This is a genomic window from Paraburkholderia sp. BL27I4N3, assembly GCF_003386115.1.
Taxonomy (GTDB): domain Bacteria; phylum Pseudomonadota; class Gammaproteobacteria; order Burkholderiales; family Burkholderiaceae; genus Paraburkholderia.
Genome location: NZ_QREJ01000001.1, coordinates 4,439,926 through 4,454,639 on the forward strand (window position 1 = coordinate 4,439,926; position 14,714 = coordinate 4,454,639).

General features: G+C 63.6%; 15 protein-coding genes. 9 read left to right on the forward strand and 6 right to left on the reverse strand.

Annotation, left to right across the window (positions count from 1 at the left end; translation table 11 throughout):
- The first annotated feature begins 27 nt into the window (after positions 1-27).
- The 9 genes from B0G71_RS20050 (at position 28) to flgL (ending at position 10,533) form a co-directional block, all read left to right on the forward strand.
- Positions 28-1,563 (forward strand): flagellar hook protein FlgE, encoded by a 1,536-nt coding sequence (locus tag B0G71_RS20050; RefSeq protein WP_116143694.1) that lies wholly within the window; start codon positions 28-30, stop codon positions 1,561-1,563.
- 20 nt (positions 1,564-1,583) lie between these two features.
- Complete coding sequence (gene flgF, locus B0G71_RS20055; RefSeq protein ID WP_116143696.1) at positions 1,584-2,342, forward strand: flagellar basal-body rod protein FlgF; 759 nt, start codon at positions 1,584-1,586, stop codon at positions 2,340-2,342.
- A gap of 30 nt (positions 2,343-2,372) precedes the next feature.
- A complete protein-coding gene (gene flgG / locus B0G71_RS20060; RefSeq protein WP_012434703.1) occupies positions 2,373-3,161 on the forward strand; it encodes a flagellar basal-body rod protein FlgG in 789 nt (262 codons plus the stop codon).
- A 39-nt stretch (positions 3,162-3,200) separates the two neighbouring features.
- A complete protein-coding gene (gene flgH / locus B0G71_RS20065) occupies positions 3,201-3,899 on the forward strand; it encodes a flagellar basal body L-ring protein FlgH (protein ID WP_116143698.1) in 699 nt (232 codons plus the stop codon).
- Positions 3,900-3,901: 2 nt separating this feature from the next.
- A complete protein-coding gene (locus B0G71_RS20070) occupies positions 3,902-5,086 on the forward strand; it encodes a flagellar basal body P-ring protein FlgI (RefSeq protein WP_116143700.1) in 1,185 nt (394 codons plus the stop codon).
- 12 nt (positions 5,087-5,098) lie between these two features.
- The gene (gene flgJ / locus B0G71_RS20075) at positions 5,099-6,106 is read left to right on the forward strand and encodes a flagellar assembly peptidoglycan hydrolase FlgJ (RefSeq protein ID WP_116143702.1); all 1,008 of its coding nucleotides are present in this window, start codon (positions 5,099-5,101) and stop codon (positions 6,104-6,106) included.
- A 337-nt stretch (positions 6,107-6,443) separates the two neighbouring features.
- Positions 6,444-7,217 carry a flagellar brake protein gene (locus tag B0G71_RS20080; RefSeq protein ID WP_116143704.1) on the forward strand — a complete coding sequence of 258 codons (774 nt, stop codon included), beginning with the start codon at positions 6,444-6,446 and terminating at the stop codon, positions 7,215-7,217.
- Between the two features lie 108 nt (positions 7,218-7,325).
- Entirely contained in the window at positions 7,326-9,299 is a 1,974-nt protein-coding gene (flgK, locus tag B0G71_RS20085; RefSeq protein WP_116143706.1) for a flagellar hook-associated protein FlgK, read from the forward strand.
- 10 nt (positions 9,300-9,309) lie between these two features.
- Positions 9,310-10,533, forward strand: coding sequence for a flagellar hook-associated protein FlgL (gene flgL, locus B0G71_RS20090; RefSeq protein WP_116143708.1), 1,224 nt, complete (start codon positions 9,310-9,312; stop codon positions 10,531-10,533).
- A 96-nt stretch (positions 10,534-10,629) separates the two neighbouring features.
- On the opposite strand, the gene fliR is transcribed toward flgL, so the two are convergent.
- From fliR to fliM, 6 genes are read right to left on the reverse strand one after another with little or no spacing between them, the layout of a single operon-like run.
- Positions 10,630-11,412 (reverse strand): flagellar biosynthetic protein FliR, encoded by a 783-nt coding sequence (gene fliR / locus B0G71_RS20095; RefSeq protein ID WP_116143710.1) that lies wholly within the window; start codon positions 11,410-11,412, stop codon positions 10,630-10,632.
- 37 nt (positions 11,413-11,449) lie between these two features.
- Positions 11,450-11,719, reverse strand: a complete 270-nt coding sequence (fliQ, locus tag B0G71_RS20100; RefSeq protein WP_116118502.1) for a flagellar biosynthesis protein FliQ — start codon at positions 11,717-11,719, stop codon at positions 11,450-11,452.
- A gap of 49 nt (positions 11,720-11,768) precedes the next feature.
- Positions 11,769-12,602, reverse strand: a complete 834-nt coding sequence (fliP, locus tag B0G71_RS20105; protein WP_116143712.1) for a flagellar type III secretion system pore protein FliP — start codon at positions 12,600-12,602, stop codon at positions 11,769-11,771.
- Positions 12,602-13,216, reverse strand: a complete 615-nt coding sequence (fliO, locus tag B0G71_RS20110; protein ID WP_116143714.1) for a flagellar biosynthetic protein FliO — start codon at positions 13,214-13,216, stop codon at positions 12,602-12,604. Before fliO ends, fliP begins: the two co-directional genes overlap by 1 nt.
- Positions 13,213-13,677, reverse strand: a complete 465-nt coding sequence (gene fliN / locus B0G71_RS20115; protein ID WP_116143716.1) for a flagellar motor switch protein FliN — start codon at positions 13,675-13,677, stop codon at positions 13,213-13,215. Before fliN ends, fliO begins: the two co-directional genes overlap by 4 nt.
- A complete protein-coding gene (gene fliM / locus B0G71_RS20120; RefSeq protein ID WP_116143718.1) occupies positions 13,670-14,668 on the reverse strand; it encodes a flagellar motor switch protein FliM in 999 nt (332 codons plus the stop codon). Before fliM ends, fliN begins: the two co-directional genes overlap by 8 nt.
- Between the last annotated feature and the right edge of the window lie 46 nt (positions 14,669-14,714).

Sequence of the window (14,714 nt, forward strand, 5' to 3'; positions counted from 1 at the left end):
TACGACTTTCCAGATACGGAGACCGTCATGGGTTACCAACAAGGTTTGAGTGGTTTGTCGGCATCGTCGAGCGACCTCGACGTGATCGGCAACAACATCGCCAACGCGAATACGGTTGGCTTCAAGAGCGGCGCCGCGCAATTCGCCGACATGTACGCCAATTCGGTGGCGACGGCGGTGGGCAACCAGGTCGGCATCGGCACCAAGCTCTCCGAAGTGCAGCAGCAGTTCTCGCAAGGCACGATTACGAGCACCAATCAGGCGCTCGACGTCGCGATCAACGGCAATGGCTTCTTCCAGCTGTCGAATAACGGATCGCTGGTGTACTCGCGCAACGGTGTGTTCCAGCTGGACAAGAACGGCTTCATCACCAACGCGCAAGGCCTGCAACTGATGGGCTACGCCGCGAACAGCTCGGGCATCATCAACACCGCGCAGACCGTGCCGCTCACCGTGCCGACCGCGAACATCGCGCCGCAGGCGACCACCAAGATCACCGCCGGTCTGAACCTGAACGCGCAGGACCCGCTGATGCTCGGCACGCCGACCGTGACGCCGACACTCGCGGGCGGCAGCACGCTCACGACGCCGGGCGCGACCATCACGAACACCGCTTCGGGCACCAACAACGACAGCTACACCGTCAACTTCACGAGCCCGACGACCTACACCGTCACCGATACCACGCTCGGCACGACGTCCGCCGCCGCGACGTATACGGCGGGCACGGCGGTCGCGCTCGGCAATGGCCAGACCATCACCTTCAACGGCACACCGGCGACGGGCGACAGCGTCGCGATCGCGCCGACCCCGGTGGCGTTCAACCAGAACAGCTCGTCAACGTACAACTACTCGACCAGCACGACGGTCTATGACTCGCTCGGCGGCTCGCAGACGGTCAACATGTACTTCGCCAAGACGTCGGCCGGTACGTGGGACGTGTATGCCGGCACCTCGACGGGCGCGGCGAACCTGATCGGCCAGGCAAACTTCAACTCGTCGGGCACGCTGCTCGGCACGACCCAGCCGTCTGTCCCGGCGACCGTGCCGGCGACTTTCGTCGCCACCACCACGCCGTTCGCCTACAACTTCTCGATCCCGACCACCGACGGTTCGTCGACGCCTCAGAACCTGACGCTCAACATTGCCGGCACGACGCAGTACGGCGGCAAGAACGGCGTGAACTCGCTGCAGCCCGACGGCTACGCGGCCGGCACGCTGACGAGCTTCACGATCGGCGCGGACGGCACGCTGACCGGCAACTATTCGAACCAGCAAACCGCCGCGCTCGGCCAGATCGTGCTGGCGAACTTCTCGAATCAGAACGGTCTGGTCAACCTCGGCAACAACGAGTTCCAGCAGACCTCGCAATCGGGCGTCGCGCAGATTTCGGCGCCGGGCTCGACCAACCACGGCGTGCTGCAAGGCGGCGCGGTGGAAAACTCGAACGTCGATCTGACGAGCGAACTGGTGAACCTGATCACCGCGCAACGCAACTATCAGGCGAACGCGCAGACGATCAAGACCCAGCAGACCGTCGACCAGACACTGATCAACCTGTAAGCGACCGGGACTAACCCATCATGGATCGGCTGATCTACACCGCGATGTCGGGCAGCACGCAGGCGCTCGAACAGCAGGCAATCGTCGCGAACAACCTGGCCAACGCATCGACCACCGGTTTTCGCGCGCAACTGGCCACTTTCCGCGCCGTGCCGATGTCGTTCGGCGACGGCAGTTCGATCAACGACAACACCACGCGCACCTTCGTGCTGTCGTCGACGCCGGGCGCGGACTACACGCCCGGGCCGATCCAGCAGACGGGCAACCCGCTCGACGTGGCGATTCAGGGTCCGGGCTGGCTGGCGGTGCAAACCGCCGACGGCGGCGAGGCTTATACACGCGCCGGCAATCTGCATGTCGATGAAAACGGCCAGCTGGTGAACGCCACCAATCAGGTGGTGCTCGGCAACGGCGGCCCGGTGTCGGTGCCGCCGGGCGCGGAAATCACCATCGGCAAGGACGGCACGGTGTCCGCGCTGACGCCGGGCGATCCGCCGACAGCTGTCGTGACGGTCGATCAGCTGAAGCTGGTGAATCCGGAGCCGCAAACCATGACGCGTGGCGACGACGGTCTGTTTCGCACCGCCGACGGCAACGCCGCCGACGCCGATCCGACCGTCACGCTGGCGCCGGCCTCGCTCGAAGGCAGCAACGTGAATCCGGTCAGCGCGATGGTCTCGATGATCACCAACGCACGCCAGTTCCAGATGCAGACGAAGTTGCTGGAAAGCGCCGACAAGAACGATCAGTCGGCCAACCAGTTGCTCAGCTTTAGCTAACGGGTCGCTTCGGCGCCCAGGAGAAGAACCATGAATCGCTCACTCTACATCGCCGCGACCGGCATGAATGCGCAACAGGCGCAGATGGACGTGATCTCGAACAACCTCGCGAACGTCAGCACCAACGGCTTCAAGGGCTCGCGCGCGGTGTTCGAGGATCTGCTGTATCAAACCGTCCGCCAGCCGGGCGCGAACTCGACGCAGAACACCGAACTGCCGTCCGGCATCCAGCTCGGCACGGGCGTGCAGCAGGTCGCCACCGAGCGTCTGTACACGCAGGGCAACCTGCAGCAGACCGGCAACTCGAAAGACGTCGCCATCAACGGCCAAGGCTTTTTTCAGGTGCAGATGCCCGACGGCACGACCGCCTATACCCGCGACGGCTCGTTCCAGACCAACGCGCAAGGTCAGCTCGTGACGTCGAGCGGCTACCAGGTGATCCCGGCGATCACGATCCCGAACAACGCGACTTCGCTCACCATCGGCAGCGACGGCGTGGTGTCGATCACCGTGGCCGGCTCGACCAACAGCCAGCAACTCGGCTCGATGCAGATCGCCACGTTCATCAACCCGGCCGGTCTGGATGCAAAGGGTGAAAACCTGTTCGCGGAAACCGCTTCGTCGGGTGCGCCGAACGTCGCGCAACCGGGCCTGAACGGCGCCGGCACGCTGAATCAGGGCTACGTGGAAGCATCGAACGTGAACGTGGTGCAGGAACTGGTGAACATGATCCAGACGCAACGCGCTTACGAAATCAACAGCAAGGCCGTGACCACTTCCGACCAGATGCTGCAGACCCTGAGCCAGATGCAGGTTTAAGGCTCAAGGGACTGGGAATCAAAAAGGCGGTAAATCAAGATGTCGCACTTCACTCGTAATCCGGTTCATTCGCGCACCGCTCAGGCGCTCGTGCAGCTCACGCTGCTCGCGGCCCTGGGTGGCTGCGGCCTCGTGCCGAAGCAGCCGATCACGCAGCAGCCGATGACGGCGCTGCCGCCGATGCCGCCGTCGGCGCAGTCGCCCGGCTCGATCTTCAACCCGGGTTACGCGGGCCGTCCGTTGTTCGAGGACCAGCGGCCGCGCAATGTCGGCGACATTCTGACGATCGTGATCCAGGAAAACGTCAATGCGACCAAGTCCTCGGGCGCGGGCATCAACCGCAGTGGCAACACCAACTTCGACGTGCCGACCGCCGGCTTTCTCGGCGGCCTGTTCGGCAAGGTCAACCTGAGTGCGAACGGCGCCAACAAGTTCGCCGCGACGGGCGGTGCGAATGCGTCGAACACGTTCAGCGGCGTGATCACCGTCACGGTGACGGGCGTGCTGCCGAACGGCAACCTGATGGTCAGCGGCGAGAAGCAGATGCTGATCAACCAGGGCAATGAATTCGTGCGCTTTTCCGGTGTGGTGAATCCCAATACGATCTCCAACCTGAACGCCGTGTACTCGACCCAGGTGGCCGACGCGAAGATCGAATATTCCGCGAAGGGCTATATCGACGAATCCCAGAACATGGGCTTCCTGCAGCGCTTCTTCCTCAACGTGTCGCCGTGGTGATCATGCGTACCGTTTTCTCCCGCACCCGCCTCGCGCGATTCGCCGGTTTTAGCCGCGTGCTCGCCTTCGTCGCGCTCGCCTGCGCGGCGCTGCCGGCGGTCACGCCTGCTCATGCCGAACGTTTGAAGGACCTCGTGCAGATCCAGGGCGTGCGCGACAATCCGCTGATCGGCTACGGCCTCGTCGTCGGCCTCGACGGTACCGGCGACCAGACCACGCAGACGCCGTTCACCACGCAGACGCTCGCCAACATGCTGGCGAACCTTGGCATCTCGATCAACAACCAGGCGGCGGGTTCGAGCAATTCGCAGTCGTCGCTGTCGAACATCCAGTTGAAGAACGTCGCCGCGGTGATGGTGACGGCGGTGCTGCCGCCGTTCGCGCGTCCGGGCGAAGCGATCGACGTGACCGTGTCGTCGCTCGGCAATGCCAAGAGCCTGCGCGGCGGCACGCTGCTGCTCACGCCGCTGAAGGGCGCCGACGGCCAGGTGTATGCGCTCGGCCAGGGCAATCTCGCGGTCGGCGGCGCCGGCGCGAGCGCCAACGGCAGCAAGGTGCAGGTGAATACGCTTGCCGCGGGCCGCATCGCCGGTGGCGCGATCGTCGAACGTGCGGTGCCGACATCGGTCTCGCAAGCGGGCACGATGCAACTCGACCTGAACGACATGGACTACGACACCACGCAGCGCGTCGTGGCCGCGGTGAACAACGCGTTCGGCGGCGGCACGGCCACCGCGCTCGACGGCCGCACGATCCAGTTGCGCGCGCCGAGCGATCCGGAGCAGCAGGTCGCCTTCATGGCGCAACTGCAGAATCTCGACGTCAAGCCCGCGCAAGCCGCCGCGAAGGTGATCCTGAACGCGCGCACCGGCTCGATCGTGATGAATCAGATGGTCACGCTGCAGAACTGCGCGGTGGCGCACGGGAACCTCTCGGTCGTGATCAATACGCAGCCGGTAGTGAGCCAGCCTGGCGCGTTCTCGAACGGCCAGACGGTGGTGGCCAAGCAGTCGCAGATTCAGATGAAGCAGGACAACGGCGCACTGAAGCTGGTGACCGCCGGCGCCAATCTCGCCGAAGTGGTGAAGGCGCTCAACGCATTGGGTGCGACGCCCGCGGATCTGATGTCGATCCTGCAGGCGATGAAAGCGGCGGGCGCTCTGCGCGCCGACCTGGAAATCATCTAAGGAAGACACAGGATGAATTCGGATACGACCAATTCCGCCGGCGCGGCGAACGACCTGAGCAACCGCTTTGCCCTCGACGTGCAGGGGTTCGCGAAGCTGAGCGCGCAGGCCAAGGCATCGCCGCAAGCCGGCATGAAGATGGCCGCGCAGCAGTTCGACGCGGTGTTCACGCAGATGATGTTGAAGAGCATGCGCGACGCGACCCCGCAAGACAGCCCGTTCGATTCACACGACAGCGCCACCTTCACGTCGATGATGGACCAGCAGTTGTCGCAACAGATGTCGCAAAAGGGCATTGGCGTGGCTGACGCCATGCTCAAGCAGTTGATGCGCAATCAGGGCATGCAGGTGGGCGGCGGTGCGGGCGGCGCAGGCGCCGCCGGTGGCCTGGCCGGCATGGCCAACGCGTTGGGCGGCGGCAGCGGTGGCGATGAAGGTCAGACCGCGGCGCTGAACGCGCTCGCCAAAGCGTACGGCAATGCGCAAGCCAACGGCCAGCTGGCGATGGGCAAGGGCTACTCGGCCAACAGCGCTTTGACTCCGCCATTGAAAGGCGACGGCACTTCACCGAAGGTCGACGCTTTCGTCGACAAGCTCGCCCAACCGGCCCAGGCGGCCAGCGCGGCGACCGGCATTCCGGCGCGCTTCATCATCGGCCAGGCGGCGCTCGAATCCGGCTGGGGCAAGAGCGAGATCAAGAAGACGGACGGCTCGACCAGCCACAACGTGTTCGGCATCAAAGCGACCAGGGACTGGACCGGCAAGACCGTGTCGACGGTCACGACCGAATACATAAACGGCAAGCCGCAGCGCGTGGTCGAAAAATTCCGCGCTTACGACTCGTATCAGGAAGCCATGACCGACTACGCGAACCTGCTCAAGGGCAATCCGCGTTACGCGCAGGTGATCAATTCGGCGCATGACGTGAACGGTTTTGCCAACGGCATGCAGCGCGCCGGTTACGCGACCGACCCGCATTACGCGAAAAAACTGATGTCCATCATGCAGAAGATGGGCTGATCCGCCGTGACCGCGGTTCGAGTCACCTGATCGTTAATCGAATCAAAACGATGCACGCGACGGGGCCAGGTGCATAACAAGACGGACGAGGCCGGCCGCCCACGGGCGGCCGGCCCACCCGCGAAAAGGGACGACGCGTTTTAACGTTTGCGGCAAATAATTCATGACAGGCCCCTAAATTTTGACCGGGCGCTGCCGCTAATCAGTTAGACCCAATACCGGAAAGCGTTGTAATGTCTGGTTGGGATGCGCGTGCTGCGGCTTCGATGAAGACCGCGCGAAAGCCCCGGCAGGAGCTCTGGCACGCGCCCGCAAGAACAAGCATACCGGCAAGCCCATGGATACTACCCAGTCGAACGGCCAGACCGACACACACGGCCAGCTGCACGCCGCGACAGACGAAGCCGGCAACGACTTCGGCCGTCGCAATCCGCTGGAGATCGGCGTTCAGTTGCGCAATCTCGTCAATCGCGGCGATTTCCTCACGGTTCAATACGCAGGCGGACAGCTCGTTACACGGCTACTCGACGTCGACGTGCGCGGCCGCACCTTCACGTTCGATTGGGGCGCCTTGTCCGATCAGAACAAAGGCTTGCTGGGCGCACCGCGCTGCCAGTTCCACGCGCAGCCGGACGGCGTGCGCGTCGAATTCGCGACGAGCACGCCGCGCGAGACCCGTTTCGAAGGACTGCCCGCATTCGAGGCCGATTTCCCCGAGGTGCTGTTCTACGTGCAGCGCCGCGAGTACTTCCGCGTCGATGCGCCGATTCTCGATCCGTACATGTGCTCCGGCCGTTTGCCCGAAGGCGACACGTTTCGCTTCGAGGTGCACGACCTGTCGCTTGGCGGCGTCGGCATGCGCACGTCGGACGAACGCGTGGCCGAATTGCCGATGGGCACGCGCCTGCTCGATTGCGAACTGGCGCTCGGCGCGCTCGGCCGGCTCTCGCTCGATCTGCAGCTCGTGTCGCATCGCTCCACCGCGCTGCCGAACGGCACGCAGCGTTTTCAGCTCGGCTTCCGCTTCCTGACGCTGCCGGGCAGCGCGGAAAACACGCTGCAACGCCTGATCACGCAACTCGAGATGAAGCGTCGTTCGCTGGTCCGCTGATGCCCGACGCGCGTCGGAATGACCTCAATTTTTCCTTGTTGAGGCCGTTAAACAGGATGTTCAAGTAACGCGGCGGCACGTGTACGGTGTCGCCCTTCAGGATGACGCATGTCCAATCTCATCAATCTCGGCCTCAGTGGACTGAACGCAGCCCAGTGGGGACTCACGACGACCGGCCAGAACATCAGCAACGCGTCGACGCCCGGCTACACCATCGAAACACCGGTGTATGCGGAAAGCGGTGGCCAGTACACGGGCTCGGGGTATCTGCCGCAAGGCGTCTCGACCACGACCGTGACGCGCCAGTACAGTCAGTACCTGACCACTGAGCTGAACAACGCGCAGAGTTCGGGCAGCTCGCTGTCGACGTACAACACGTTGATCTCGCAACTGAACAATCTGATCGGCAGCCCGACCGCCGGGATTGCGAGCGCGATCACCAGCTACTTCACCGGCTTGCAGAACGTCTCGAACAATGCGTCGAGCCTGGCCACGCGTCAGACCGCGATGAGCGGCGCGCAGACGCTGGCGAACCAGATCAACGCGGCGGGTCAGCAATACGACGCGTTGCGCCAGAGCGTCAACACGCAGCTCACCAACACCGTTTCGCAGATCAACAGCTACACGCAGCAGATCGCGCAGTTGAACGGACAGATCGCCCAGGCCAGTACCCAAGGTCAGCCGCCGAACCAGTTGATGGATCAGCGCGATCTCGCCGTGTCGAATCTGTCGCAACTGATCGGCGTGAACGTGGTGAACAGCAACGGCAGCTACAGCGTCTTCATGAGCAACGGCCAGCCGCTGGTGTCCTCCAACAACAGTTACAACCTGGGCACGGCGCCTTCGACCGGCGACACCAGCGAATTGTCCGTTCAGTATCTCGGCCAGGCGGGTGCGAATCCGGCGGCCGCGCCGCAGAACCTGCCCGACAGCAAGATCGACGGCGGCACGCTCGGCGGCCTGCTCGCGTTCCGCAGCCAGACGCTCGATCCGGGCGAGGCGCAACTCGGCGCGATCGCCGTGAGCTTCTCCGCGCAGGTCAACGCGCAAAACGGGCTGGGCATCACGCTCGCCGGCGCCAATGGTGGCGCGCTGTTCTCGGTGGGCGGCCCGACCGTCTATGCGAACACGCAGAACACCGGCAATGCGTCGCTGAACGTGTCGTTCGCGAACGCCGCGCAACCGACTACCGGCGACTACACGCTCGCCTACAACGGCACCACCTACACGCTGACCGACAATTCGACGGGCAGCGTGGTCGGCTCGGCGACCAACCTGAGCCAGCCGATCAACGGCCTGAATTTCTCGACCACCGGCACGATGAACGCCGGCGACTCGTTCACGGTCGAGCCGACTCGTGGCGCGCTCAACAGCTTCGCGACCGCCACCACCGACGCATCGGCGATCGCCGCGGCCGCGCCCGTGCTGGGCGCCGCCGCGTCGAGCAACACCGGCACCGGCTCGATCACGCCGGGCACAGTGACGGCCGGCTACACCATGCCGAGTTCGACCACCACGCTCTCGTACGACGGCACGGGCCTGTCCGGCTTCCCGGTCGGTTCGACGGTGACGGTGGCCGGTTCCCCCGCCACCACGTACACGATCGCCAGCGCGGCGACCGTGGTGCCGTATTCGTCGGCCACCGGCGCCTCGCTGACGATCAACAACGCGACCGCCGGCCAGATGAACAACGTCTCGGTGACGATCAGTGGCGCGCCGGCTGCCGGCGACAAGTTCACCATCGGCCCGAACACCGGCGCGACCAACGACGGCCGCAACGCGCTGGCGCTGTCGAATCTGTCCACCGCGAAGGCGCTGGCGGGCGGCACGGTCACGCTGACGGGCGCGTACGCGAACTACGTCAACAATATCGGCAACCAGACCAACCAGATTCAGACGTCGAGCACCGCGCAAAGCTCGCTGGTGACGCAGATCACCACCGCGCAGCAGTCGGTTTCGGGCGTGAATATCAACGAAGAAGCAGCCAACCTGCTTCAGTATCAGCAGCTGTATCAGGCGAACAGCAAGGTCATCCAGACCGCGCAGACCCTGTTCCAGACGATACTCGGCATCTTCCAGTGAGGCGTTGACAATGCGCATCTCCAGCACGCAGTACTTCAACATGAACGTTGCGACGATGAGCGATCAGCAAGCTCAGTTGTCGCAGTTGTATGCCGAGATTTCGAGCGGCGTGAGCCTTGCCACGCCGTCGGACAATCCGCTCGGCGCGGCGCAGGCTGTGCAGTTGAGCTCGACGGCGACGACCCTGTCGCAATACACGACCAATCAGGGCACCGCGCTCGCTTCGCTGCAACAGGAAGACACCACGCTCGGCAGCGTCAATACCGTGCTGCAAACCATTCATACGCTGGTGCTGCGCGCCGGCGACGGTTCGCTGAACGACGGCGACCGCGGTTCGATCGCGACGCAACTGCAAAGCTTGCGCAGCCAGCTGATGACGCTCGCGAATTCGACCGATCCGCAAGGCAACTATCTGTTCGCCGGTTATCAAAGCAGCGCGCAGCCGTACACCACGAATTCGGCCGGCGTTGTGACCTATTCGGGCGACACCGGCACGCCGGGCGTGCAGGTTACGGATTCGCACGTGGTGCAGACCGGCGACAACGGCATTGCGATCTTCGGCAGCGTTGCGCCGATTGGCACCAGCGCCGTGCCGGCTGCGACGACCGGCAACACCGGCACGGGCGTGATCAGTCAGGTGAGCCTGACCAATCCGACCAATCCGACCAACGCCGACAAGTTTTCGATCAACTTCTCGTCGGCGACGACCTATACCGTGAGCCAGACCGATCCAGCTACCGGCGCGGTGACCACGAGCGCGCCGCAGGCGTTCACGGCCGGGTCGGCGATCACGCTTGGCGGCCAGTCGGTGTCGATCACCGGCGCGCCGAACGCGGGCGACAGCTTCACGGTGACGCCGGCCACGCAAGGCAGCATGGATGTGTTCGCCAACCTGAGCCAGCTGATCACCACGCTGCAAACGCCGGTGTCGGGCGGCGCGTCGACGGCGAGCTTCCAGAGCGCGTTGACCACCAGCATGACCCAGCTCGAAAACACGATGAACAACGTCGTGACGGCGCAAGCGGCAGTGGGCGGCCGCGAACAGGAAGTGCAGGCCTTGCAGACGGTCACGCAGACCAACACGCTGCAGACGTCGAGCAACCTGGCGGATCTGACGCAGACCGACATGGTCAAGACGATCGGCAAGTACACGATGACGCAGGCCGCATTGCAAGCCGCGCAGCAGGCGTTCGCGAAAATTCAGAACATCTCGCTGTTCCAGTACCTGAACTGATAGCACGAGCAGACTGAAACGGAGAAGGGCGGAAGCCGGTGTGAGCCGGTTCCGCCCTTCTTCTTTTTCGTCGTTCCTCGCGATGAGAGGAGCGTGCTATTTGAAGCCGGCCGCTACCCGCCCCATCTGATCGAGGCCGACGTCGAAGAGCCGTACGAAGAACGGAATCATGTTCGGGACCATCAGTTGCAGAAGCAGCATGCCGATCAGCATGGTCAGCGGGAAGCCGATCTGGAACACGCCGATCTGCGGCGCGGCGCGATTCAGAATGCCGAGCGAGAGGTTGGTGATGAGGAGCGCGGCGACCACCGGCAGCGACAACAGCAGCCCCGCGGAAAACACCGTACTGCCGAAGTTCGCCAGCGTGCGCCAGCCGGGCGCGCCGAGTATGTTCGCCGACACCGGCACCGACTGGAACGTGGCGAGTAGCGCGCTAATCATCTGCAAATGGCCGTCGATCACCAGAAACACCAGCATGGCGATGGTGTTCATGTAGCTCGACAGCACCTGGCTCGAACTGGCCGCCTGCGAATCGAAGAAGGTCGCAAAGCCGAGTCCCATGCCAAGGCCGACAAAGTCGCCGGTCGCGCTGATCGCCTGAAACACGATCTGCATGGTCATGCCGAGCGCGATGCCGATCAGGAACTGGTTGACGATGATCCACACGCCTTCGGCGGAAAACACCGTGACTTGCGGCAGCGCGCCGAGCGTGGGCGCGACGATGATCGTGATGAACGCCGCGAGGCCGATCTTCACGCGGATCGGCAGCGAGCGGTTGCCGAGCACCGGCGCGGTGGCGACCAGCGCGAGGATGCGCACGAACGGCCACAGGAACGCAGTGAGCCAGGCGTTCAGTTGCGCGTAGGTGACGGAGAACATCGTGGGCCGGACGGAAAGGTGAGAACCGGTGCGCCGCTCAGTTGACGAGCGTCGGAATGTTGGTGAGCGTCTGGCGCAGATAGTCGAGCATGGTCGTCAGCATCCACGGACCGGCGATCACCATCGTGACGGCGATCGCGAGCAGTTTCGGAATGAACGATAGCGTGCTTTCGTTGATCTGCGTGGCGGCCTGAAACAGGCTCACCACCAGACCGACCACCAGCGCAACCAGCAGCAACGGCGCGGCGAGCAGCAGGCCGATATACATGGCCTGGTGCGCGAGCGTCATGACGGATTCTTGATTCATGGCGTTGGGACCGGAAGCGTGAAGGGCATGGGCGCGGTTGGAGCGCGCGCTAAACGAAGCTCTGTGCAAGCGAGCCGAGCAGCAACTGCCAGCCATCCACCAGCACGAACAACATCAATTTGAACGGCAGCGAGATGGTCGCGGGCGACACCATCATCATACCCATCGACATCAGCACGCTCGCCACCACCATGTCGATGATGAGGAACGGGATGAAAATCGTGAAGCCGATCTGGAAGCCGGTTTTCAGTTCGCTCGTCACGAACGAGGGCACCAGCAGCGACAGGGGCACGTCTTCCGGACCTTGCATCGGCGCGGCGTGCGAGATGCGGGCGAACAGCGCGAGATCACTTTCGCGGGTCTGGCGCAGCATGAATGTCTTGAACGGAGCGAGGCCGCGGTTGACGGCGGTCTCCATCGGCATCGTGCCATCGGAGAACGGTTTGTAGCCGTCGGTATAGGCCTTGTCGAGCACAGGCGACATCACGAACAACGTGAGGAACAGCGCGAGTCCGACCAGCACCTGGTTAGGCGGCGTCGTGCTAGTGCCGAGCGCCTGGCGCAGCAGCGAGAGCACGATGATGATGCGCGTGAAGCTGGTCATCATCAACACCATGGCCGGCAGGAACGACAGCATCGTGAGCAGCAGCATCGTCTGCACGCTCAGCGAGTAGGTCGTGCCGCCGTTCGGGCCAGGGCTCGTGTTGAAGGCCGGCAAGCCGGCGGTCTGCGCGAACGACAGCGTCGGCAGCGCGAGCATCAGCGCCGCTAGTGCGATCGGGGCGACAGGTGCCGCGCGGCGCACGCCCGAAATCACTTTCGAAGTGGTGCTGGACATACGAGCGGATTGCGCGTGACGCGCCGAAGAAAGACTGAACTGCATTACCGAACCCCGCCGCCTTGCCCGTTGAAACGTTTGCCGACTTCGCCTTTCAAAGCGTCGCGAAACCGTTGGCCGAAGGTGCCCGGCAGTGCCGTGCCCGGCGCCGGCGTGCTTGCCGGAGCGGGGTGCGTGGCGCCGAGCGGATCGAGGGCAGCCGTACCTGCCGGCATCGTGTGAAGCAGACGGACGTTGCCGGGCGCCGTGCCGAGTACGAGCCACGTATCGCCGATCTCGACCACCGCGACCCGCTCCTTGCCGCCGAGCGAAGCGCCGCCGATAGTCTTCACGAGACCGCCGCGGTTCGCCGGCTGCAAGCCGAAGCGGCGAGCGAGCCATGCACAACCGAACACCAGCCCGATCACGACCAGCAGCCCGACGATGGTTTGCAGCACCGCACCGACGCCGAGCGCCGGAACAGCAGAACCCGCACCGACGCCCGAGGCGATCTTCGCGGCGTTGTTGACCGCATTCATGTCTGCTGCCTGAGCAACGGGCGTTGCGAGCAGCGCGACCAGCGAAGCTGACGCCCATAAGGCGGCAGCCGCAACGTTCGCCACCCGTGCAGCGCGATTCAGAACAGTGCGCGACACGGCGCGGCCAGCAACGCATTTCATCGATTCAACTTCCGGATACGTTCGGACGGCGTAATGATGTCGGTCAGACGGATGCCGAACTTGTCGTTCACCACCACCACTTCGCCCTGTGCGATCAGGCAGCCGTTCACCAGCACGTCCATCGGTTCGCCGGCCATGCCGTCCAGTTCCACCACCGAACCCTGCGCAAGTTGCAGCAGGTTGCGGATCGCGATCTTGGTGCGGCCGAGCTCGACGGTCATCTGAACAGGAATGTCCAGGATCATGTCGATGTCGTTGCGCGTCGTGGTCGGCTCGACTTTCGACAGCGGCTGGAACACGCCCGCTGTCGTCGCGCTGACTTCCGAATTGTCGTTCTGCTCGGCCAGTGCGCTGGCCCAGTCCGCCATCGCCGCTTCGTCTTCGGCAGCGGCGGCGTCGGCCGCGAATTGCGGCGCGGCAGCGGCCAGTTCGGCCTCAGTCTTTGCGTTCAGGTCACTCATATCCACCTTCCTTCATCGTTTCGGCTGCGCTGATCATCTTCTGGACCCGCAACGCATACTGACCATTGAAAATTCCGTAGCCGCATTCCATCACCGGCACACCATCGACTTTCGCCGTGATGTGTTCGGGAATGTTGATCGGCAGAACATCGCCTTTGCGCATGTTCAGGATCTGTTCGAACGTGATCGGCACCTGCGCGAGGTCGGCCGTCAGTTCCACTTCGGCTGCCTGCACCTGCTGCGACAGCACGCGGACCCAGCGGCGGTCGACTTCGAGTGCTTCGCCCTGGATCGGCGACGAGAGAATGTCGCGGATCGGTTCGATCATCGAGTACGGCATGCAAATATGCAGCGTGCCGCCCGTCGTGCCGAACTCGATCGAGAACTGCGTGACGATGACGATTTCGTTCGGCGTCGCCACGTTGGCGAACTGCGTGTGCATTTCCGAGCGCACGTATTCGAACTGCAGCGGACGCACGCTTTTCCACGACGCCGTGTAGTTGTCGAACACCAGGTTCAGCAGCTTGTTGATGATGCGCTGCTCGGTCTGCGTGAAGTCGCGCCCTTCGACGCGGGTATGGAAACGTCCGTCGCCGCCGAACAGGTTGTCGACCACGAAGAACACCAGGTTCGGATCGAACACGAACAGCGAGGTGCCGCGCAACGGCTTCACATGGACCAGGTTCAGGTTGGTCGGGATCGGCAGGTTGCGGGTGAATTCGCTGTACTTTTGCACCTTCACCGGGCCGACGGAGATTTCCGCCGAACGCCGCATGAAGTTGAAAATGCCGACGCGCAAGAGGCGCGCGAAGCGGTCGTTGATGATTTCCAGGCCGGGCATCCGGCCGCGGACGATGCGTTCCTGCGTCGCGATGTTGTATGGGCGAACACCCACACGATCGGTCTGCTCGGCTTCCGAATCGGACTCGCCGGTTACGCCCTTGAGGAGGGCATCGACCTCCTCCTGGGACATGAACTCTTCGTGGCCCATTCCTTATTCCTCGTGCGTCCCGTGGCGGTTGATGATGGCAGCGCTG